The 21,121-nt window shown below is 51.3% G+C and carries 18 protein-coding genes; 1 reads left to right on the top strand and 17 read right to left on the bottom strand.

Annotated elements, in window-relative coordinates; genetic code table 11:
• Positions 1–51: 51 nt before the first annotated feature.
• The 5 genes from L3J94_10305 to L3J94_10285 all read right to left on the bottom strand — a co-directional run bounded on the left by L3J94_10305 (position 52) and on the right by L3J94_10285 (position 8,147).
• On the bottom strand, positions 52–1,995 hold the full coding sequence (locus tag L3J94_10305) for a glycoside hydrolase family 57 (GenBank protein MCF6219123.1): 1,944 nt from the start codon (positions 1,993–1,995) through the stop codon (positions 52–54).
• A gap of 95 nt (positions 1,996–2,090) precedes the next feature.
• Positions 2,091–3,872: an NTP transferase domain-containing protein gene (locus L3J94_10300; GenBank protein MCF6219122.1), complete on the bottom strand. Its 1,782-nt coding sequence runs from the start codon at positions 3,870–3,872 to the stop codon at positions 2,091–2,093.
• Entirely contained in the window at positions 3,872–5,089 is a 1,218-nt protein-coding gene (locus L3J94_10295) for an ATP-grasp domain-containing protein (GenBank protein ID MCF6219121.1), read from the bottom strand. The genes L3J94_10300 and L3J94_10295 overlap by 1 nt, the downstream gene beginning before the upstream one ends.
• Positions 5,082–6,770 carry a thiamine pyrophosphate-binding protein gene (locus tag L3J94_10290; GenBank protein ID MCF6219120.1) on the bottom strand — a complete coding sequence of 563 codons (1,689 nt, stop codon included), beginning with the start codon at positions 6,768–6,770 and terminating at the stop codon, positions 5,082–5,084. Before L3J94_10290 ends, L3J94_10295 begins: the two co-directional genes overlap by 8 nt.
• A 132-nt stretch (positions 6,771–6,902) precedes the next feature.
• Positions 6,903–8,147, bottom strand: a complete 1,245-nt coding sequence (locus L3J94_10285; protein MCF6219119.1) for a class I SAM-dependent methyltransferase — start codon at positions 8,145–8,147, stop codon at positions 6,903–6,905.
• A gap of 275 nt (positions 8,148–8,422) precedes the next feature.
• On the opposite strand from L3J94_10285, the gene L3J94_10280 reads away from it, so the two are divergent.
• Positions 8,423–9,280 carry a cytochrome c3 family protein gene (locus L3J94_10280; GenBank protein MCF6219118.1) on the top strand — a complete coding sequence of 286 codons (858 nt, stop codon included), beginning with the start codon at positions 8,423–8,425 and terminating at the stop codon, positions 9,278–9,280.
• Here the strand turns inward: L3J94_10280 and mazG are convergent.
• The 12 genes from mazG to flgB form a co-directional block, all read right to left on the bottom strand.
• Positions 9,277–10,065: a nucleoside triphosphate pyrophosphohydrolase gene (mazG, locus tag L3J94_10275; GenBank protein MCF6219117.1), complete on the bottom strand. Its 789-nt coding sequence runs from the start codon at positions 10,063–10,065 to the stop codon at positions 9,277–9,279. The two genes, L3J94_10280 and mazG, sit on opposite strands and share 4 nt — an antisense overlap.
• 54 nt (positions 10,066–10,119) lie before the next feature.
• Positions 10,120–11,322, bottom strand: coding sequence for a flagellar hook-associated protein FlgL (flgL, locus tag L3J94_10270; GenBank protein ID MCF6219116.1), 1,203 nt, complete (start codon positions 11,320–11,322; stop codon positions 10,120–10,122).
• A 15-nt stretch (positions 11,323–11,337) separates the two neighbouring features.
• Positions 11,338–13,272, bottom strand: a complete 1,935-nt coding sequence (gene flgK, locus L3J94_10265; protein MCF6219115.1) for a flagellar hook-associated protein FlgK — start codon at positions 13,270–13,272, stop codon at positions 11,338–11,340.
• Positions 13,273–13,646: 374 nt separating this feature from the next.
• Positions 13,647–14,549 carry a flagellar assembly peptidoglycan hydrolase FlgJ gene (flgJ, locus tag L3J94_10260; protein MCF6219114.1) on the bottom strand — a complete coding sequence of 301 codons (903 nt, stop codon included), beginning with the start codon at positions 14,547–14,549 and terminating at the stop codon, positions 13,647–13,649.
• Between the two features lie 12 nt (positions 14,550–14,561).
• Positions 14,562–15,668, bottom strand: coding sequence for a flagellar basal body P-ring protein FlgI (locus tag L3J94_10255; protein MCF6219113.1), 1,107 nt, complete (start codon positions 15,666–15,668; stop codon positions 14,562–14,564).
• Between the two features lie 19 nt (positions 15,669–15,687).
• Positions 15,688–16,362, bottom strand: a complete 675-nt coding sequence (gene flgH / locus L3J94_10250) for a flagellar basal body L-ring protein FlgH (protein ID MCF6219112.1) — start codon at positions 16,360–16,362, stop codon at positions 15,688–15,690.
• A gap of 12 nt (positions 16,363–16,374) precedes the next feature.
• Complete coding sequence (flgG, locus tag L3J94_10245) at positions 16,375–17,160, bottom strand: flagellar basal-body rod protein FlgG (protein MCF6219111.1); 786 nt, start codon at positions 17,158–17,160, stop codon at positions 16,375–16,377.
• A gap of 46 nt (positions 17,161–17,206) precedes the next feature.
• On the bottom strand, positions 17,207–17,950 hold the full coding sequence (locus L3J94_10240; protein MCF6219110.1) for a flagellar basal body rod protein FlgF: 744 nt from the start codon (positions 17,948–17,950) through the stop codon (positions 17,207–17,209).
• Between the two features lie 13 nt (positions 17,951–17,963).
• Positions 17,964–19,241, bottom strand: coding sequence for a flagellar hook protein FlgE (locus L3J94_10235; protein MCF6219109.1), 1,278 nt, complete (start codon positions 19,239–19,241; stop codon positions 17,964–17,966).
• A 14-nt stretch (positions 19,242–19,255) separates the two neighbouring features.
• Positions 19,256–19,930: a flagellar hook assembly protein FlgD gene (locus L3J94_10230; GenBank protein ID MCF6219108.1), complete on the bottom strand. Its 675-nt coding sequence runs from the start codon at positions 19,928–19,930 to the stop codon at positions 19,256–19,258.
• A 13-nt stretch (positions 19,931–19,943) separates the two neighbouring features.
• Positions 19,944–20,357, bottom strand: coding sequence for a flagellar basal body rod protein FlgC (gene flgC, locus L3J94_10225; GenBank protein ID MCF6219107.1), 414 nt, complete (start codon positions 20,355–20,357; stop codon positions 19,944–19,946).
• Between the two features lie 4 nt (positions 20,358–20,361).
• Complete coding sequence (flgB, locus tag L3J94_10220) at positions 20,362–20,763, bottom strand: flagellar basal body rod protein FlgB (GenBank protein MCF6219106.1); 402 nt, start codon at positions 20,761–20,763, stop codon at positions 20,362–20,364.
• Positions 20,764–21,121 lie beyond the last annotated feature (358 nt).

Genomic DNA, 21,121 nt, shown 5'->3' with positions numbered 1-21,121 from the left:
GCACTGCGAGCAAGTATACACGCTCAAGGTTTCAAACCGAATATCACCGCACTATCCGGCCCTGTATTTAAGTGAGAAGGGTAATATATCGCCACTCCCCTGTTTTGTTTCATCAATTTCGCTTAGGGAGAAGAGCACTCTACTCAAGGCCCCAGGTGTGGATATTTGATGGTGCAGCATGGGAAGTGCTGCGCAGTGTGAGGGGTTCCAGGAGAGTGTCAGGCTGCGCCCCCTGTTATGCAATATTATTCTGCCTGACTCACCACTCAAGCCTGTGGTGCAGCTAATCATATTGGATGCGGGTTGGCCGTGTTCAACACACCCATCAAGGGCGAAAAACTCAGCTTTTGGCCCACCGTTACGGCTCTCCACAACCAGCTCTTTTTGCCAACCACTCATCAGGGTAAGGGCATGAAACCGCACAACAGCGTGCTGGTGTGACCAGTTTTTCAGGCTGAACTGGACGTTAACCGATTGCTCAGCGGCATCGATCATTATCGACTTTATAATCTCGCCATAGGGTGTGTTATGTGTTGCGGTAACCTTTAGCTGTGTGGGCAGCCGCTCAATCACCGGCTCTGCCCACTCCAGGTCGGTCACTCTGCGGTGCTCTTTGGGAAGCTCAATCACCACACACGCACTATAGAAGTCTGCCGCCAACCCAATAGAGTCAAAATAGCCCTGGCTCAAAGTCCCTGCTACCGGCTCAAAGTTATGTTTTTCAAACGCGAGGGATTCGATACTTAGGCCACGGCGCAGATTGAGCGTTAACTGCACAAAGCGGTGGCTGATGGTGAGGTAGATACCCTCGTCGTCAGGCTCTATTTTAAAAACTGAACCTGCGGATGGCATAGCACTTCCCGGCTTATCCGCCGGCCCGCTCTCTTTTTGCAGAGAGATATTCAGCCGCTGGCAAAACTGCTCTAACTCGGTGAGATTATGCTGCCAGCGTTCATCACCAATGTGTGTACGCAGATCGCTTGCCCAAAATTCACATAAGCGGCGTTGGTACTGTGGGTTATCAAGGGTTCGAATCGCCTGATAGATGCGATGACAGAGGGTGTTTAGCCAAAGATCATTTCGCCCGGTGACCGCCCAACGGCTAATATTATATTTTGCCTGTTTTTTTACTGGGATGGGTTGCTGCACCGAAGTGAGGCAAATCGGCTTATCGTGTTGATCCATCTTGCATTGCAACGCAATCGCCTGCGAGGGCAAAGACCACTGTGCCTGATCAAGCGAGCAGAACAGCGCCGCAATGCGACTCCACTCACTCTCCTGATGTGTGACAGACTCTTCATTGAAGCGAGCAGGCCGAAAGTCAAAAACCTCAGCATCATTACTATACAGCGGAAGTGGCATTCCACTCTGTGCGGCACGTTTTGAGAAGTAGTTGAGATAGTCCTGACGAGAGATGTCGCCATGGGCATAGCGCTGGAGCTTTTGAAACAGTGTAGTGTCCGACCACAAGACCGGAAGTTGTGCACCATCACAGCCCTGTGCATGGCTTGAAGGCAAGCCGCACCCATCGCTCATACCGAGCGCCAGCATCACATTATCCCGATCCATTACAATGCCCTGATAACCGGCATCGGCATACAGCTCCACCATACCCGAGGAGTAAGCCATCTCATTAACCATCGCTAATGCGGGCGTGACACCCAGCAGTTGCTGGTAGCCCGCTACACCCATCTGCTGATTCCACTGATTAACCGGATAAGGCACCAAAGGACCAATGATCTGCGCATATCCACTGCCAATCAGTTCGCACTGGCCACTGCTGAGTAGTGTTCTGAATCGCGCCACCCACGCAGCATCAATCGACTCTATGCAGTGGAGTGTCCAGGCGGTCATCTCGATTCCCAGCGGTAACTGCTGGTGCTCTATCAGGTCGAGCAATGGGGTGTAGCAGCGCTCAATGACCACTTTTCGCTGGGCTATGGAGATAGATGAAAAAGCGAGATTCAGATGGAAAATGACGTATACCGGGGTCATTTATCGAGCCTCTAAGTAAGTGAAGGCGATTCCTGCCCCTGTGAAAATGCCTCGATTTGAGGCAAAATCTAAACACGCTGAATAGTTACAAATAGTCATGACTTATTCAGAGGCTCCCGACACACCTTACTGAGCAATATTTGAAGATGGGAAGCCAATTTGGATACTCCGCTCTCTCGCCCCATCAAACGCTGTGCATGGTGGCGATAGTGCTCGAGCCGCTCTGGACTCCCCACCAGCCGTTGTAAACTATGAACAGCCTCATCGGGTGAGCGGGTGACTGTTGCCACATCTGCTTTTATCAGTGCCGCCATCTCTTGCGGCTTTTCCCCCACCCCTAGAACCACCGTGGGCACCCCCCGCTGAAGCAGCTCAAACAAGCTGACACCGTAAACACAAAGTGCGTAGTGGCAACTCGCCATAAGCGACAGCAGCTCCGCTGGGTTTTCCAGCACCTGCCATTGGTGGTGTGACCCAGCGGAGAGGTTGGGCTGCGGGGCAAAAGGCCCTTTAATCCAGATGATCTCCATCGATTCCGTGAGTTGTTCATCAAGCAGTGCTGGCCACTGCTCTCCCAATGCACCCGAATCACTTCCCCCCGTCATCACCAACAGTCGTTTTCCGGGTTGGCAAGGAGTGGTTTCTGCCACATTGGGCAGCAAGTAGTGATCCCAGCCATATGAGATTTTTGCTGGATCTGTTTTTTGACTTATCTCCGGGGAGAGGTAGAAGGATGGCACGTGGATATATTCCAAGTGCGCGGCAAATTCAAACAGCCCATCAATCGCCACTCGTACCGTTTTATCGCCTAACGAGTGCAACATTTTGGAAAAATCAGCCGCGTTATCAATCAGCGCCAAATCAAATATCACTACATCAACTGGGTGGGTTTCGTGCCATTTGGTAATTTTTTCGGGTAGTGACTCATCCCAGCCAAGGGTTGTTTTTGATAGCAGCTGGGTAGCGGATGATTCAACCTTTTCACCCTGCACCAGCAGGGTAACGGCGGCGGCCTGCTGCTCTTGCAGGCAACGCACCACCACACCACTGCGTGTTAAATGACCCAACCCTACCTGCTCACCACACTGGGTTACCACCAGCACCCGCAGCGGAGGCTGATCTGGGGAGCGCTGCTGCACTTCGCTATTTATCGCTGCCAGCCCGCTATCCTCGGTAAGCTGCCCAATCACCCAAGGGAGGGAGACGATACTTTCTGGCTCATTTTCGGCATACCAGCGCCGATAGAGTTCACTCATAAACTGGTAATCCGCCACGGTATCCACCGAGATGCGCTGCTTTATGCGAGAGAAAACAGCCAGATCCTCCACATAAATTTGCTTCAGTTCGGCTACAAAAGAGGCGACAACCAAGCCCACATGTTCGCACAACTGCGCCGTTGTCGACTCGCTGACAATACGCTGCCAAACCTGGCGTGTGTAGGGGTAAAACCCCTCATGAACCGTTGTCCCCCCTAATCTTGCGGGGTGCAGGGCCACGTACTCCGCCGCTGGATTTTGTTGCAGTGCTGAGATCATTTTAGAGAGAGTTGATGGCTCAATCAGCGGCGAGTCACCACAACAGAAGACGACAATATCGGCACCATATGCCTGCACAACGGCATCCACACGGCCCACCACATCATCTATATTTCCGCGGTAAGCAAAGGCCTGTTTATCGGCCTTTTTGGCCCACTCAAGCAGCGGCTGGTTATACTCATCTGCGGTGGTCGCCAGCACCACCTCATCAATTTCCGGCAACTGCGCCAGACGCTGAAAAATGCGCGCTATCAGTGGTTCACCCGCCAATGCCAGCAGCTGCTTTCCCGGCAGGCGGCTGGAGTTTAGTCGGGCTGCAATCACCGCTAATACCCGCGCCATCACGCCACCTCGAAGGTAACTGTCTCGACCACCTGCTGAGCTCTGGCCACCGCTTCAGCACGGCTAGCGCCCTGGGTGATCACATAGCCCGCTCGCTGCGTATGGTCAGTCATTTCACCCACATCATCACCAGGGGAGACGAAGAAACCCAGGCGATAAACCCACGGCAGTGCTTCCACCTGCTCAATATTATGAATAGCACGCAAGCGGCCCGGCGGTGGGAAAAAGTAACGAATCGCCATGCCGCCATACCGGCTAGGCTGATACTCGTCCAGCGAGAGCGCCTCTCCCAGCGCCAGCTTGATGGCTGCACCCACCATGTCGACACCGGTGGCAACCGGTATCTGATCACTGGACATCCAGCCACCCGAGAGTCGGGCAGCAATTTCAATCACTTTTGGCCCTTGCGGTGTGAGCACCATGTCACCCTTGGCGATGCCGTTTTTGATACCCATGGCGCGGGCCGCCTGCTCCGCCAGCTCGACCACTTGACGACGCTGCTCAACCGTGAGCGTTGAAGGCTGGTGTCCGCCATTTTCAATAATATAGGGAGAAAATCTCTCCAGGTGCTCATAGTTTCGGTCAATAAACCCTGGGGTGACAGCACAGCCATTGACCAGAATGGATTCGGTGGAGATTTGCGGGCCGGGCTGAAATTTCTCCACCATCACTCGCCCTGAAGGTGACTCGGATTTGGCTTGTTGAAACGCCCCATTCAAATCACCCACACCCTGAAGTTGCAAGACCCCTCGCGCCCCCCGACTATCCACGGGTTTGATCACCAGATCAGGGCCGTGTTCCACCATTAGTGTTACAAGGTGCTGCGCTGACTTCACCTCGCAAAACCAGGGAATCGCAATCCCCTGCGCTGCAAAAAGCCGCTTCATCGCCAGTTTGTCGGCAGCCAGTTGTGCGGTTTCAATTGAAAGACCCGGCAAGCCCAGCGATTCGGCCACCCGCGCCACGGTAAGCGGCACATCGGCGGCCATGCAGATGACCCCTTCAATCGCCCGTCTATTTTGGTGGTATTCGGTCGCAGCGGCGATCGTCTCGGCGACATCATAAGTGCTGGCAAGCAGATGATCATGGGCGTAAGCAAACCCAGGGGCCTGCGGATTATAATCACTCACCACTACATGGTGCCCCATTGAGATGGCATGTTGAATGCCCGGAACCGCCTCTACGCCGCCGCTGATAACCAATAAGGTTTTACCCATGGGCCGACCACATTTTATCCAGTGTCTGGCCTGCCAGCAGCATCGGGGTAATATCCTCTTCAATCGCTACCTGGCAATGCACCAGCACCGCCTGCGGGCTGTTTAATGCTTGCGGCAGTATGCTCTGCAATTGTGCCACCTCGGTAAGGGTGTAGCTCTCGATGCCAAATCCTTTGGCAATCTGCGCAAAATCAGGGTTCCATTTTTCACCCGTGGTGGGGTCACTCTGCCAGTTGAATTGCTGAAATTGCGATACCAGTCCCAGGCGGTGGTTATCCAAAACAATAATTTTCACTGGCAAGCGGTACGCTTGAATAGCCGCCAGCTCTTGAAGGTTCATCTGAAACGAGCCATCGCCCACAATACACAATACCAGCGCATCGGGGTTGGCCAGCTGGGCACCCACCGCCGAGGGCAGGTCATACCCCATGGCACCATGACCGCCAGAAGTTAATAGCCGCCGTTGCGGCACATCAAATGTAAAGTGACGCGCCACCCAGTGTTGGTGAGAGCCCACCCCTGTGGTACAAATCAACGCTCTGCCTGCGGTTATTTGATCCGCCGCCTCAATCACCTGCTGCGGCAGTAAACCCCGGCTTTGCATCGACTGAAATGCATGCTGCTGTTTCCATTTTTTGATCTGTTTCAGCCACGGCTGCCAATCCGGAAGCGTCATCTGCTCGAGCATCGGCAACAAAGCATTAAGCACCTGTTTGACATCACCCTGAATCAATTGATCATGACGAATACGGCTTTCACTCACCTCATCTCTGTCCAGATCAATACGTACAATGTGTGCCTTTTCAGCAAAGCGGTCGAACTGGTTGCCGGTCTGTCGCACATCCAACCGTGAACCGATCACCAGCAGAAGATCCGCCTGCTGAATCGCCACACCGGCTGATTGATGCCCCGTATGGCCATGAAAACCCAAATTCAACTCATCACTACTACAGATCGCCCCCACTCCCAATAGCGAGTGTGAGACCGGAATCCTCAGCTTCACCAGTCGGCGAAGCAGTGCCGTTGCGCCCGACTGCAACACGCCCTGCCCGGCAATAATCAGCGGACGTTGAGCATTTGCAAGCCCTTCACAGAGCAGGGAGAGGTCCCCATCAAAACAGGGTTGTAGGGTTTGCAGCGGGATAACACTCATTGGCGAGGAGAGCTCACTGCGTTGAACATCCATCGGCAGATCAATCACCACCGGACCTGGCCGCCCCTCAGTGGCTAGCACAAAAGCGTCCGCCATCACCTGCGCCAACTGCGCCGGTGTAGTGGGTTGAAATTGTGCTTTGGTGATGGTTTTTAGCAGTGCAGGGGTGTCCACCTCCTGAAAACCCCGCTGGCGAATCGGACGACCGGCAGATAAGTCACCACTACCGACTTGGCCGCTAATCAATACCAGTGGCGTTGAATCATAATAAGCATCCGCCACACAGGTCAGCACATTGGTCACCCCAGGGCCGGAGGTCACCATCACCACTTGTGGCTGTTGCGATAGACGTGCCGCCGCTAGGGCCGCATAGCCTGCCCCCTGCTCATGACGGGCGCAAAATATTGCTAAACCCGCGCTTTGCGCTTCATCTAATATCGGCGCAATAGTGCCACCGGGGTAGACGTACAAACGAGAGCAGTGATATTCAATCAAGCTCTCAACAATAAACTGTGCACCTGTGGTCACGTTTTTTCTCTTATTTTTATGGTGAAATCTCACCCCTTTTTATAAAAAGGGGAGGCTAAATGGGTCAGTCATTACTTTTTGATAGCTTTGCACAGATCACCTCAACCACCCTAAGGGAGCATTTTGCGAAGGCTAATAGCGCTGTGTTCGATCATAGAGCGTTACCACCCGGAGTGGATCAACCCCTCGTGAGGCCAATAATTTCACTACACTCTCCTGACCGCCATAAGTTGAAACCACAATGGGAAACTCACCCTCAAGCCACTCTGCTTCGGGCACTTGGGCAGGCGCCAACACTGGAATACCGTGGTATGTTTGCCCCTGTTTTAGCGGGTCACTATCCACTATCACAAACTCAGCACCCGCTTTAAACAGCCCGCTTAATAACGCCATATATTCGGTGTGCTGCCCTACCCCCCAGATCATCATTCGCGGCGTTGCAGCGAGTGCCGCAATCCGCTGCTCTACCGAGGCTATATTATCACGCCATACCGATAGATAGGCATTCGCTGCAGACAGCGAGGTTTCATCTTTTACCACCTCGAGGGTACTCAATGGTTTTGGCTCAGCCACCACCCGCCAACCATTGTAGCCGCTCATCGCCTCGACATGTGTCAGCTGCCAGCCACTGGCTGACAACATATTCTCAAGCGATACTTTACTGAAATGGGTCAGATGCTGAATGGTAAAAAAACCGACAATATCCCGATCCTGCTCCATCACCGCCCGCTCCACAACGGGAACCTCCACCACCAATAACGCCCCTGTTTTAGCCAGCTGGCGCAACTGCTTCAAAAAACCGGCAGGGTTGGCCAGATGCTCCAACACATGAAACAGGGTGACCACATCTGTCTGTGGCAGATCAGCCAAGCCATCAAAGTCACACACTGCAAAAGTAATATCTGGCGCACTTTTTTCCGCCGCTTCGAGTGCAAGCGCATCCACATCCAATCCAAAACGCTGCATTGTTTGTGGCAGCGCTTTTAACAGATCGCCACCACCACAACCGACATCCAGCAATGAATGCGCCTGGGGGAAGTGCCGGGCGATCCACTCAACCTGCTCCACAATACGCGCCGCCGTATGCCCATAACTCAAACCCGCTTTAGCAAATAACTGTTGGAATCCGCTGGGGGTATAACAGGGGTTGGTATACAACAAACCACAGCAAGTACACGCCACAATACGGTGATCTGCCCGGTTAAGCCCCTGTTGATCGGTAAAAAACTGAAAGTCGTCCAGTGAAAAGAGAGCAGCACTATTCTCAGCAAGATCGGAACCCGTCCCACAAGATGGACAAGCACGATACTGCTGCAACGACAGAGCAGCCTCTTGGCGTGGTAGACGTTTCATTGGCTGCCAGGGTAACTTCGCCACAACGGTTTCCAATTTACAGATCCCTTCTTCGTAGTTTTATGGTTGAGACCTTAGCACGCATGGATGCCGTGACAATAGCAAATTAAAGCCGCAAAACGAACCTCATTCCGCCTAAACAACCGACGCTAACAGCCGAATCATATTGAGTGGGACGACAACCACAAAATTAAGGGGATAATGCGTTATTATTGAGTTATAATTCCGTTAAAGATGTTTAATATATCTGCCGATATGTCGCTGTGTAGTTAAACCACCCACACACAAAAAGAAAAATAATGAAATATACCAATATCTTATTGTTACTCATTGGATTCACACTACCTCTAACCAGCCATGCCTTTAGACCTGACCAAGGGGATGGCTGGGGGCCAACTGCAGCCTCAAATATAGAGAGCGTTCGTAACACACGTCACAACCTCACCGTTGAATACGCCTCTTGGCGTGCTTTTATGAACCCCTATTTCAATAATTACGGTGAAGTCTGCGTTTACTGCCATACCCCACACAGTGCCAACAGCTCGGTTCAAGGCGCACCGCTGTGGAATCGATCAGTATCGACCGCCGACTATACACTCTACTCACAGGGAAACCTGCCAATCTCAGGGCCAGGTCCTAACTCGATAACTTGTCTCTCCTGCCACGATGGCACCATCGCCATTGATGCCATCATCAACATGCCCGGTCGTGGCGGATACGATCCCACGCACCAGATGAATGAGGCGTTCCTTGACTCCTGGGCTGGTGATATTCAGCATCAAACCATGATTCAATGCACCCAATGCCACTTTAAAGGCAACGGCTGGAGCATCCCCGATTTAGGCCTGTATACCGTTGGCCCTGACCTCTCAAACGATCACCCTATTGGCGTTGTCTTCCCTACCGCAGGCGACTTCGCAGTGCCCGCAGGGATGACAGCGAACGGAATGCAATTCTTTGACCGGGATGGTGATAACAGAGCGGACCCCAACGAGATTCGACTCTACGACTCGGGAGAAGGACATGAGGTGGAGTGTGCCAGCTGTCATGACCCACACGGGGTGATGGACCCCAATGGCGGCACCACCTTCATCGCCAGCTTTTTGCGGGTAAGCAATGAAAACAGTGCGCTCTGTTTCACCTGTCATGCTAACTAACCCACTCGCGCTTTTGCTCGCTGCCAATACCCTTCGAGGGTAGCAAGCGGTAACTCAGACATTTCGAGTTTTTGTTCAGCAAGCTGCGACTCCAGATCGCGGAAACGCCTCTCAAACTTCTGATTGGCGTTGCGCATCAACTGCTCTGGGTCGGCGTTGGATTTACGCGCCAAGTTGACACAGGCAAACAGCAAATCACCCATCTCTTCGTGCAGTTTTGCTTGATTATCCGCCTTACCCAGCTCTTCTTGAACCTCATCCAACTCTTCATAGATCTTATGGATCACCTGCTGACTATTTTCCCAATCAAAACCAGCCCTCGCTACTTTTTTCTGTATTTTGTTGGCCAGCGTCATGGCAGGCAGCGCACGGGTGAGGCCATCCAGTATACTTTTTGGCTCGCTACGAACACCCTCTTGTGCTTTGATAGCATCCCAGCGACGTTGAATGCTTTGATGGTCGCTCTCGCCGCTAAACTGCTGGTCAAAGACATGGGGGTGTCGCCTGATCATCTTTTCACAGATAGCAGCGGCAACATCACTAAACTCAAACAGGCCTTGCTCTTTGGCGAGTTGACTATAAAAAATCACCTGAAAAAGCAGGTCACCCAGCTCACCCTTAAGCTCCTCATAATCGGCCTGCTCAATGGCGTAAGCCACTTCATACGCCTCTTCAAGGGTGTGCGGAACGATAGTTTCGAAAGTTTGCTCAAGATCCCATGGACAACCACCCTTTGGATCACGTAGTTGTGCCATGATTTTTTGCAGGCGGATTATTTCATTCATTATCTAAACACGCTGAGTAGTTACTATTGGAGTAGGGGCATTATCAGCGGCAGATTAGAGAAAATCAAAAAGGCTTTGGCGCTGCACCAGAGAAAAGGATTGCTGTGAGGCTTCAAGTGCTTGAAGCTGCATCTGGAAGTTGGTAATTGCCTCAACCATATCAACATCCTCCAGCCGTGAAATATTCACCGTGCCCTGATAAATAAGATTATCGTTAACTGTTTTTTGTTGCTCGATAGCGTTCAGGCGACTACCCGCTTGACTGCGCAATACGCCGATATTTTCCATCGCATTATCCAGGCCGCTAAAGGCTCTGTTGACCTCATTATGGCGGTAAGCTGAAGCGGCCGAGTCATCACCTGTTGATTGAAAGATATCCACCAGTGTTTGCAATGAAGAGAAGATATCACTCTGGCCGCTAGGCTCCACGGTGAAGGTGTCTCCCACATTGGGCTCACCCGCAATAGAGACATTAATGCCGGCAAAGCTCAAACTATCACCATTTGAGAAGGTGTTCGGCCCGGCAACCAGTGCCGATGAACTATCATACACTTCATAGGTGGACGGGCTGGCTGCTGTAAATTGAATGGTGTAGGTATCATTTACAAAGCCTGCGACTTCATTACCCAGATCAATAATACCGCTACCGGTGTTTGTTGCACTCCCGGATGCAGCGATTACACCATTACCGGTCGGTATTTTCATGAAAACATCTTTGCCGCTATCGTTCACCGCCACCATTCGGTTGGCACCTATTTTCAGCTCACGAACACCTTCATCTCCCTGATAGCTCATGACATTGCCGTTCTCCACAAAAGGGATCGTGCTGGATTTATTGCCTGAAAACATATAATCACCATTCACATCGGTGCTATTTGCAAGAGCGATCAAACTATCTCGTAAGCCTTCGATCTCTTTAGCGATAATGGCTCGGTCACCTTGGTTGGTAGTATCGCTCCTGCCCTGCAAGGTCAGATCCCGTACACGCTGAAGAATGTTATTGATGTCACCGTAAACTGACTCTTGGTAACCGGCCTGGCCCTCTGCCGCCGTGGCATTAAGCTGATACTGTTCCATCTGTTGTCGAGCTTCTCGCAGCTGAAAAATGGCAGAAGAGGCGGCGGGGTCATCTGCCGCGCTCAAAAGGCGCTTGCCCGTGGTCATCTGCTGTTGAGCACGATCAAGCTCGCGCTGGCTATCCATCATGGTTCTCATGCTATTTTGAAAAATCATGCTGGTAGAAAGTCGAACCGTCATAGGATTACCCCTCCATTATCGCACTGCATTCAGTAGCGTCTCAAAGACCGTATTTGAGGTGCTTAACACTTTTGCCGCCGCCGCATACGCCTGCTGAAAGCGCATCAGGTTGGCGGCCTCTTCATCCAAGTTAACCCCGGATAGAGAGGCCCTTTGCATCTTAGCCTGCTGCAACATCACCTCTTGCGCCTCACGGGTCTGGTTTGATCTTGCAGCGGCTACACCAATATCAGAGACCAGAGTTGAGTAACTCCCCTGCAACGTTTCGCTGCCATTAACCAGTACATTGGTGTTTTGAATTTCTGCCAGTGCCGAAATATTGCTATTGTCACCGGAGGCACCAAAGTTACTTGCAACCGTAAACGTATCACCCACCGCAGGTGCGCCGTTTAATGTAAGCTGCCAGCCATTATAAGCAACAGTATCACCACTGCTATAGGCGACGTTAGATGCCAGTGCGGTACCGGTTGTGTTATCAAACACATCAAACTGGTTACTACCGGTAAAGGTGATGGTCACATCATTCAGAAGTGCCGGATTAGAGACACCCACAACATTAAGGCCACTTGAGACACCATCACCCTGGTTATTCCACCGGCTCTCTGTTGCTACAGCCGCTGCGGCGGCAATATCTTTGCCCTCGGTAATGTTGGTGGAGATCTGTTCAGCTGCACCACCGGTCGGTCGAATGTAGAAGCTATCCCCTGCCACCGCGCCTGCCGACACATTCAATTCAAAACCGAATCCAGTATCGTAGACACCCGTTCCTGGCAGGGTGGAGCGTGCTCCGGTTACGGTGTCGCGCAGCGTGTAGTTTGTACCATCAAATGTGAGTTCATAGTCAGACGTGGTTAATTGGGAGACATCGGTAATGGTTGCTGTGGTAGTCGCACTACCACTGTTCAGGCTGCTAACCATAACCTCTGCCGACGGGGTGTTAAAAAAGCTGTTATTAATATCCCCGTCCAGATCCATCCCCTGAGCATGTTGGGCATTAAAACTATCCGCAAGCCCCATGGCCATCCGTCCCATGGTATTTTCTGACTGAGTGATCAGATCATCACGCACCTGTATCAGGCCACCAATTTTTCCACCGTTGAGGGCACTGGTAATATCAAAAACAGCGCCATTGCCATTATCAAAAGCAACGCCCAACTCTCTGGCATCGTAGCGGTCACCTTGCACAACCAGATTATTGGCTTTGCTATCCAACACCAGCGGCTGACCTTTGCCGATAAAAATATCCATTGAGCCATTCGCTTTTATCCGCGAGGTAACATTCGCCAGTTCGGACATTTTCCCCACCAGAAGATCCCGTTTATCCATCAGGTCATTGGGTGGGAATGAGCCATTTACACCCCCGGCCAGGGCAATTTTATCATTGAGTTCAGCAACCGTTTTCGCGTAGCCATTTAGCTCGCCAACCGCAATTTTTATTCCTCCGTTAATCTGTTCTCTATAAGAGTCGAGCTGAGTGGAGAGCATTCCAAAGCGGCTCGCCAGCTCTTCTCCCTCTGCCACCATCACTTCTCGAGCAGCCAGAGAGGTGGGTGTGGATGCTACGGTTTGAGCCGAGCCAAAGAAGTTTTGCAGGCTACTTCCCAGGCTGGCGCTACTTTCCGCCAGCAGGGAGTCCAGCTGTACCGCATAATCATTAATGGTATCTTGGTAATTATAGGTACTTGCGTAGCTGTTGACGCGACCTTCAACAATATTATCGAACTGCCTGCGCACGGAGGCAACGGCGACACCGTTGCCGATACTATTGGTACCCACCCGCGTTGGCTCACGGGTTGCAAACTCGGTGGTCTGGCGTGTATAGCCTTCGGTAGCGGCATTGGATATATTCTGTGAGGTAGTATGTAGCGCACGCTGAAAAGCCATCAACCCTGAAATTGCTGTACCAAAAACATCACCCGAACCCGCCATATTGCCCCCTGAATTACTCAACCACAATAATCTGTTACCGCTACCCGTATCACCCTATCGTCCATTAGGGGAGGAACCTTTACACCCTAGGAGGCTATCGGACTTAGGGTGAATCGACTGCGGAAAAGCCATTCTGGCCCATTTCTCCGGTCCTTTTCGTTGAATATGCCCAATATTCACCTCAAGCGATCAAAAAAATGGACTCAACATGGCTTTCCCTCGCTACGATCACCTCAGTCCGACAGCCTCCTGATATGTATTAACTCGCAACTCATTATTCCAGAAGTCTTTTTTTATGGAATAATGATTGTCTAATACCATCGGACTTTATGTATTTACTCGCCAACAATCCATATTATGGATAATTAAGCTGGTGGCGAGTTAATACATAAAGTCTAGCCCTCAGTCAGTAGCGCTCGCCCCATGATGGCTTTTATTTTATTGGCATATTCAGGGTCAGTGGCATAGCCGCCTTGGTGCAAGGCATCAATATAACCCTCTGCATTAGCCGCCTTCGCGACGGCCTCACCATAACGTGGGGAGTTGAGTACAAAATCAGCATAATCCTGAAAGCTCTCTGCATATGAGCCATAGGATCTAAAAGTAGCCCGCTGCTGCACCGGCATGCCACCTTCATACTCGAGGGTTGACACCGTTACCCTTGGCCCCGACCAGCGGTGATCTGCCTTGATATTAAAAAGATTATAGCTGCTCTCACCCTCACTACTCGCTATTATTCGCTTTCCCCAACCGGTCTCCAGCGCCGCCTGAGAGAGCAACACTTTTGGCGCAACGCCCAATTGATCGGCAGCCTGTTGCGCCAGTGGCCACAAGCTCTCTACAAACTGTTGCGGAGTTGCAAAATGCTCAACCGATTTGCGCGCCTCAACTGCAGGGGGAGGTACTGAAGTGGCGGGCGTTAGCCTCTGAATAGGGAGTGAGTCAAGGCTAAAAGGAGAAGCTGTTTCAGCCGCCTCTGCTGATGAACTAGCCAATGCGCTTTGGCTCAACTGACGAACGATGGTATCGGCCAGACCAATTCCACCCTGGGATGATAAGCTCATCGAGAGCTCTTTATCGTACATTTCCAAGTAGGTGTTTTGAGCGTTGGAGTCAAACAGCTGATCACCCATACTGGCATCACGCATCGATTTAACCATCATCCCCAGGAATATCGATTCAAACTGTTCTGCAACGGTACGCAATGCACCTTGGGCATCATCCCTTGCCTGGCTGCGCAACCGGGTTAACGACTGAAAATCAGTATAGCTTTGGGGTTGTTGGATCGGTGCATTCATTTGCGGTGCCTGCTATATCACTACCAGCTCAGCATGTAAGGCACCCGCCTCTTTAAGCGCCTCCAGAATGGCCACCAGATCACCCGGCGCAGTGCCCACATTATTAACGGCGCGCACCAGCTCATCGAGACTGACACCGGGGTTAAAGACAAACATCCGATTCCCTTCCGACTTGACCTCAATATTAGTGGTGCTCACCACCACCGTTTCACCGCCTGAAAAAGGTTCAGGCTGAGAGACCGCAGGTCGCTCCATGATGGTTACCGTGAGTGATCCGTGACTCACCGCAGCAACATCCACTTTAACATTATTGCCAATAACGACCGTGCCGGTTCTGGAGTTTATAACTACCCGTGCCGGCGCTTGAGCAACTTTAACCTCCAGATTTTCAAGGATCGAGAGAAATGCGACCCGCTGGTTCTGCTCAAGCGGGGCAACCACTTGAATCGAAGCGGCATCGGTGGCGACTGCCATCCCCTCACCCAAAAATGTGTTAATCGCGGTGGCGACATTATTGGCTGTCGTGAAATCTGCCCGATGCAGATTCAAATCAAGAAAGCGACTCCCACCCATCTTCATCGGTACACCACGCTCAATGGAAGCACCATTTGGAATGCGCCCAACGCTGGGCACATTAACCGAGAGACGCGAACCGTCGCCGCCCGAAACACCAAAACCACCCACCACCAGACTACCTTGGGCAATCGCGTATATCTCACCATCCACTCCCATTAGCGGTGTCATGATCAATGCCCCACCACGCAGGCTGGTAGAGTTACCAATTGAGGCAACAGTGACATCAATATTCTGGCCCGGCTTTGCAAAAGGCGGCAGGCTGGCACTGACAGAGACAGCCGCTACATTTTTCAACTGAGGGTTAATATTGGCCGGCAGTGAGACACCAAACTTAGAGAGCATGCTCTTGACACTTTGCACGGTAAAAGGTGTTTGGCTGGTTTGATCACCGGTACCATCAAGCCCCACCACAATGCCATAGCCGATTAACTGGTTCGAGCGCACCCCCGCCACTGTGGCGATATCTTTAATGCGCTCCGCCTGGGCAATCCCCATAACGAACAGACTGCTTAAGACAACCAACAGATTCAAAAATCGCTTCATCTCAAGGCTCCAACGTCATTCAAAGTGGCCACCAAGGGCTCTGCAATATGCGACTCAACCACCCCATCTCATTGGCGTTACCAATAGCACCCTGGCCGCCGTAAACAATTTGAGCATTAGCAACCTGGGTGGAAGAGACCATATTTGAGGCATCAATATCCCGTGGACGAATAATACCCGAGAGGCGAACATACTCATCGCCCTGATTAATACTGATCAGCTTTTCACCACGCACCACCAGGTAGCCGTTGGAGAGCACTTCAGCAACGGTCACCGCAATGGTGCCGGTCAAACTATTGCTCTGCTGAGTATCGCCACTCCCGGTAAAATCGTTCTCTGATGACAGGTTGGTATTCAACAGCGGTATACCGCCCATCGTCGGGGAACGCCCCAATAACAGGCCAACCGAAGCATCAGCTGAAGATGATTTATTGGTCGAGCTACTGGCACGACTACTGGCATTGGTGCGTTCACTCAACCGCACCAGAATAATGTCGCCAACCTGACGTGCTTTTTCATCCTCAAACAGTGCCAGCCCTTGATGACTGCGAAAAATAGAGCCGCTATTGTTGGGCAGAGGTTTCTCCATGGCAGGATAGGTGATGGCGAATTCAGGATGATTACGTGCCTTGGTTGCGTTAGATGCGCAACCCGCCAACAAGAGCAGTGCGAGCAGTACGATAATCAATCTCATAGCGCCACCCCATTAAACGTTGTTAGTGATGAACTGCAGCATCTGATCGGCGGTGGTAATGGCTTTAGTGTTCATCTCATAGGCACGTTGCGCCTCAATCATTCCCACCAGTTCTTCAACCACATTGACGTTAGACGACTCCAGAGAACCCTGTAACAGTGAGCCCAGGCCATTCGCATCCGGGTTACCGGTCTGAGCCGCGCCGCTGGCACTGGTCTGCACATAGAGGTTTTCACCCTTTGCTTGCAGGCCGGTTGGATTCACGAAGTCAGCCAGCTGAATCGAACCGATCTGTGTACTGGCCGTCGTACCCTGCTGCTGGACTGAAACAGTACCGTCACGTCCGATGCTGATGGTCTGTGCATCTGCCGGCACATTGATGGCCGGTGTAAGCGGATAACCGTTGGAGGTGACAATCTGCCCCTCGGCATTCAGACGAAAAGAACCATCGCGGCTATACGCCGTTGAGCCATCCGGCATACCAATCTGGAAATAACCGCGACCGGTGACGGCGATATCCAGATCAACATTGGTCTGAATGATATTGCCCTGAGTATGCAATTTTTCTGTTGCCACAGTGCGCACACCAGTACCATAAGAGAGGCCCGATGGCAGTGTGGTGTCTTGAGAGGTTTGCGCCCCGACCTGGCGCACATTTTGATACAGCAGGTCTTCAAAAACCGCTCGGTTGCGCTTAAAGCCCGTGGTTCCCACGTTGGCCAGATTATTGGAGATGACGGTCAGGCGATTCTGCTGCGCTTCCAGCCCTGTTTTTGATACCCAAAGTGCAGAGTTCATACATTACCTCGCTTATTCATACTTGTGGCGAATACCGACTCCATGATTATAGACGCATCATTTGAGTGGTAATTTCAGCTGCTCTATCCGCTGTTTTCATCATCTTCACCTGCATCTCATAACGGCGAGAGAGGTCGATCATCTGAACCAACGACTCAACCGCACTGACGTTACTGGTCTCCAACGCTCCCGAAATAATTCTTACATTGGGGTCGGGATTAGCGACTACTCCATTTTTTGCATGAATCAGGCCATCTTTTCCTTTGGTGAGCTCTTCCAACGGTAGGTTCACCAGTTTGATACGATCCACCACCGCTAAAGCGGCAGCATCCTGCCCTACCGGCAAAATACTCAGCGTACCGTCCGAGGCGATTTCAATTTGCTCGAAGGGCGGCAGATTGATTGGACCACCATCCCCCAGCACCTGAAGCCCGCTATGGGTTACCAAAAAACCGGCCTCATCCACCTTAAGGTTACCTGCCCGTGTAAATGCCTCAGCACCGGTTTGAGGGTCTGTTTGAACCGCTAACCAGCCATCGCCATTAATCGCAACATCCAGTTGTCGACCCGTAGTTTCCAGCATTCCCGTTTGGGATTTAAAGGCAGGATTTTCGGTCATCGCATAAGCACGGCTGGCATATCCGTCACCAAAAACTGGCTGGCTACGCTGCTGAAAATAGTCTGCCCGAAAGCCGTGGGTCGATACGTTTGCCAGATTATTGCTGTTAACAGTCTGCGCCAACATGGTCTGTTTAGCGCCTGACATGGAGATATAGAGCATACGATCCATAACAAATTCCTAATTAACGCATATTAATAATGGTCTGGGTAACGGTGTTAGCGGTGGAGATAACCTGAGCATTTGCCTGGTAGTTACGCTGCGCAATAATCAGGCTAACCAGTTGCTCGGCAATATCTACATTGGACGACTCCAGCGTACCCGCTGAAATAGAGCCATAATCACCATTCAACGCCTCACCATTAATCGCATTACCCGATTCATAGGTCTCTACCCAGTTGCTATCACCCGCCTGGCGCAACCCGGTCGGATTATTGACCGAAGCCAACGCTACTTTTCCGAGAGTGTCAGATACACCGTTGGTGTAACGGGCGTAGATCACCCCCGCATCATCAATATCGATACCGCTCAAGCGCCCCGTCCCGTAACCGTTTTGGGTCAAGTCGTTGGTCGAAAAAGGGGATCCATATTGAGTGCTGTCGCTTAAATCCATAGAGAGTGATAATGGATTGGCATTTGGACCCGGCAGTGTCAGACTCTGAAAAGCGATCACATTGGGCTCCGTGGCCAGACTTGGAGTAACGGATGAAAGCTGCCCCGCACTATCAAAAGTCACTAATGCAGGGTCCCCCGCAGTCAAACCAGCAGGCACCACCTCGTTACCATTAACATAGGTGTAGCTCTCCCAAGTGTTAGCCGACTCGGGTATTACTTTTCTAAAATAGACCGTTGCGGTGTGAGTGTTACCCAAGCTATCGTAAACGGTGGATGCGGTGGCATTGTGATAACTCGCCTGATCCGTGGGGTTAAACGGTATGACTGCAGGATCATAAGCCGTCTCATTCACTGGCAAGTTAAATTGAGCGTTAATTCTATCGGTTGCCGCAGGCATACCGATATCAGCATTTATTCTAATTGGCTGCGGATCTTCAAGGTTATATGAGCTGGTGGCCGTGTTGTAATTGTACGCCAAGAGCGCTTGATTGCTGCTATTGACCATGGTGCTGGTACGATCCAAGTGAAACGCCCCGGCACGTGTCAGATAAGTATCGCCATTCGGATCCTCCACCTGAAAGAAGCCCTGACCATTAATCATTAAATCGAGGTTTTTTCCGGTATATGAGGCATCCCCCTGGGAAAACTCTTGGGTAATATCAGCCAGCCTGACGCCACTACCCGGCGTAGTATCGGTCATCCCTTGATAAGCAATCGCATAAACATCAACGAACTCGGCGCGTGACTCTTTATAGCCAATTGTCTCTGCATTAGCGATATTATTACCGGTTACAGCCAAATCAGCAGATGCTGCATTCAAACCACTCAAAGCTATACTAAAAGGCATAATTTTATCCCCGTTTATTGATGAATTTGCAGCACATCGGCCATGCGCCAACTGCCCAAACCATCCAAATTTAATGCAATACCCTGACTACCACTACCGATAGTAACGCTCTCAACGGTGGCGTTCGCCATGGTGGGTAACTGCTCCGTGACACCGCTGCTATACCAAGCGGTTGACTTTATTTCATACTGCCCATCCGGCAACACATTGCCCTCGGCATCCTTACCATCCCAACTAAATGAGGAGATCCCCCCCGAAAGCGCACCCAAATCAAGCGTGCGAACCAGGCTTCCCGATTCGTTATAAATCTTCACATCCACGCGTTCTGCGGCATCAGCAAGCCCTACCGCACCGCTCAGATTGCCATTTCTCAAGCTCGATGTATCGGAGGGCACCACCACATTACGCCCCACCATGCTGGAGGCTTGTAGCGCCTGACTCGATTGCAGGGTATTGGCCATACTGTCAAATGAGACCTGCAAATCTGCGATACCACCCGCCGCTTCAATTTGGGCCAGTTGAGTCAGAAACTCACCATTATCCATTGGCTCCAACGGATCCTGATTCTCAATCTGTGCCAGCATTAAGGTCAGAAACTCATCTGATTTAGAGGGGGCCTCTTCACTTTTTGGTGTGGCACCCAGCCCTAAACTCTCCAGGTATGCGCTACTGCTTGTTATGTTTTCCATCATCCCCTCCTACTTAGGCACTACCCAGCCGCAATGTCTTCATCATCAACTGTTTAGAAGTGTTGATAATCTGCACATTGGTCTCATATGAACGAGAAGCGGACATCATGTTAGCCATCTCTTCAACAACGTTTACATTCGGGTAGTAGACATACCCGCGCTCATCTGCCATCGGGTGATCAGGGCTGTATTGCTGCCTGAGCGGCGCGCTACTCTCCACAACCCCCTTCACTTCAACCCCCACACCGTATCGCCCCATCTGCTCACTCATGGCAGCTGCAAAAACCGGGTGGCGGGCACGGTAAGTTTGATCGACACTGCTGCTGACAGTGTCAGCATTCGATATATTGCTCGCCGTAGTATTCAGTCGCACCATCTGCGCACTCATACCCGAACCGGCAATATCAAAAATATTAAACAGACTCATTCAATTACTCCCCACGAATCACTTTAACCAACCCCTTCAACTTCTTATCCAAAAAGGTCAGGCTTACCTGTTGCTCCATCGCATTTTGTGTAAACTTCGCTTTCTCTTTATGTAGATCGACAGTATTGCCATCAATCGAAGGCTGCATTGGCGTGCTGTACATCATCTCAAAACTGGCACGTCCACCCGCCGTTGCAAAATGTCCGGGCTGTGTCACCTGTAGTCGAATCGAACCTTGACTGGCCGATTGAGCACTTGCCAACGCCTGCTTAAAATCGAAGTCACGCGCCTTATAACCTGGGGTATCTGCATTGGCGATATTTGCTGCCAAAATTTCAGTACGCTGAGAACGCAGCTTGACCGCATTTTCATGCAACCCCAAAACGCGATCCAAACTAATTCCCATCAATCTACTCCTGGATTTAACAAGCTGTCATACAACAGAGCAATCAATATGCCAAAAATGAAAAATCGAGATATACAGGGCGTTACGAAGTTGAAACCAGGTTACTGGATGGCAAAAGCGGCAAAGATTCGCCCCTGGAGGGGCTTAAAAAATAGAGGACCAGACAAACCAGAAACCCTAATCCCCAGATAGAAGCGCGAGATGATGCGTAAGCGTTTGGTTTCACAGTGAAACCTAAATCCTGCAAGTAAGAATACCGCAAATCACCCCCCCAAAAAGTGATCACTTATTGGCCTGAGGGTGGTGGATTATCACCCACCCTCAAGCTAAAGAAGCAGAATAACGCCCTCGTTGTTCT

The sequence above is a fragment of the Gammaproteobacteria bacterium genome, assembly GCA_021647245.1.
Lineage (GTDB): Bacteria > Pseudomonadota > Gammaproteobacteria > RBG-16-57-12 > RBG-16-57-12 > JAFLJP01.
This window is presented reverse-complemented; position numbering and strand designations above follow the sequence as displayed.

What these genes read in the sequence shown, in the direction of transcription:
- L3J94_10305 (MCF6219123.1), bottom strand. Translation starts at nt 1,995, where the DNA reads ATGACCCCGGTATACGTCATTTTCCATCTGAATCTCGCTTTTTCATCT.
- L3J94_10300 (MCF6219122.1), bottom strand. Translation starts at nt 3,872, where the DNA reads ATGGCGCGGGTATTAGCGGTGATTGCAGCCCGACTAAACTCCAGCCGC.
- L3J94_10295 (MCF6219121.1), bottom strand. Translation starts at nt 5,089, where the DNA reads ATGGGTAAAACCTTATTGGTTATCAGCGGCGGCGTAGAGGCGGTTCCG.
- L3J94_10280 (MCF6219118.1), top strand. Translation starts at nt 8,423, where the DNA reads ATGAAATATACCAATATCTTATTGTTACTCATTGGATTCACACTACCT.
- mazG (MCF6219117.1), bottom strand. Translation starts at nt 10,065, where the DNA reads ATGAATGAAATAATCCGCCTGCAAAAAATCATGGCACAACTACGTGAT.
- flgL (MCF6219116.1), bottom strand. Translation starts at nt 11,322, where the DNA reads ATGACGGTTCGACTTTCTACCAGCATGATTTTTCAAAATAGCATGAGA.
- flgJ (MCF6219114.1), bottom strand. Translation starts at nt 14,549, where the DNA reads ATGAATGCACCGATCCAACAACCCCAAAGCTATACTGATTTTCAGTCG.
- L3J94_10255 (MCF6219113.1), bottom strand. Translation starts at nt 15,668, where the DNA reads ATGAAGCGATTTTTGAATCTGTTGGTTGTCTTAAGCAGTCTGTTCGTT.
- flgH (MCF6219112.1), bottom strand. Translation starts at nt 16,362, where the DNA reads ATGAGATTGATTATCGTACTGCTCGCACTGCTCTTGTTGGCGGGTTGC.
- flgG (MCF6219111.1), bottom strand. Translation starts at nt 17,160, where the DNA reads ATGAACTCTGCACTTTGGGTATCAAAAACAGGGCTGGAAGCGCAGCAG.
- L3J94_10240 (MCF6219110.1), bottom strand. Translation starts at nt 17,950, where the DNA reads ATGGATCGTATGCTCTATATCTCCATGTCAGGCGCTAAACAGACCATG.
- L3J94_10235 (MCF6219109.1), bottom strand. Translation starts at nt 19,241, where the DNA reads ATGCCTTTTAGTATAGCTTTGAGTGGTTTGAATGCAGCATCTGCTGAT.
- L3J94_10230 (MCF6219108.1), bottom strand. Translation starts at nt 19,930, where the DNA reads ATGGAAAACATAACAAGCAGTAGCGCATACCTGGAGAGTTTAGGGCTG.
- flgC (MCF6219107.1), bottom strand. Translation starts at nt 20,357, where the DNA reads ATGAGTCTGTTTAATATTTTTGATATTGCCGGTTCGGGTATGAGTGCG.
- flgB (MCF6219106.1), bottom strand. Translation starts at nt 20,763, where the DNA reads ATGGGAATTAGTTTGGATCGCGTTTTGGGGTTGCATGAAAATGCGGTC.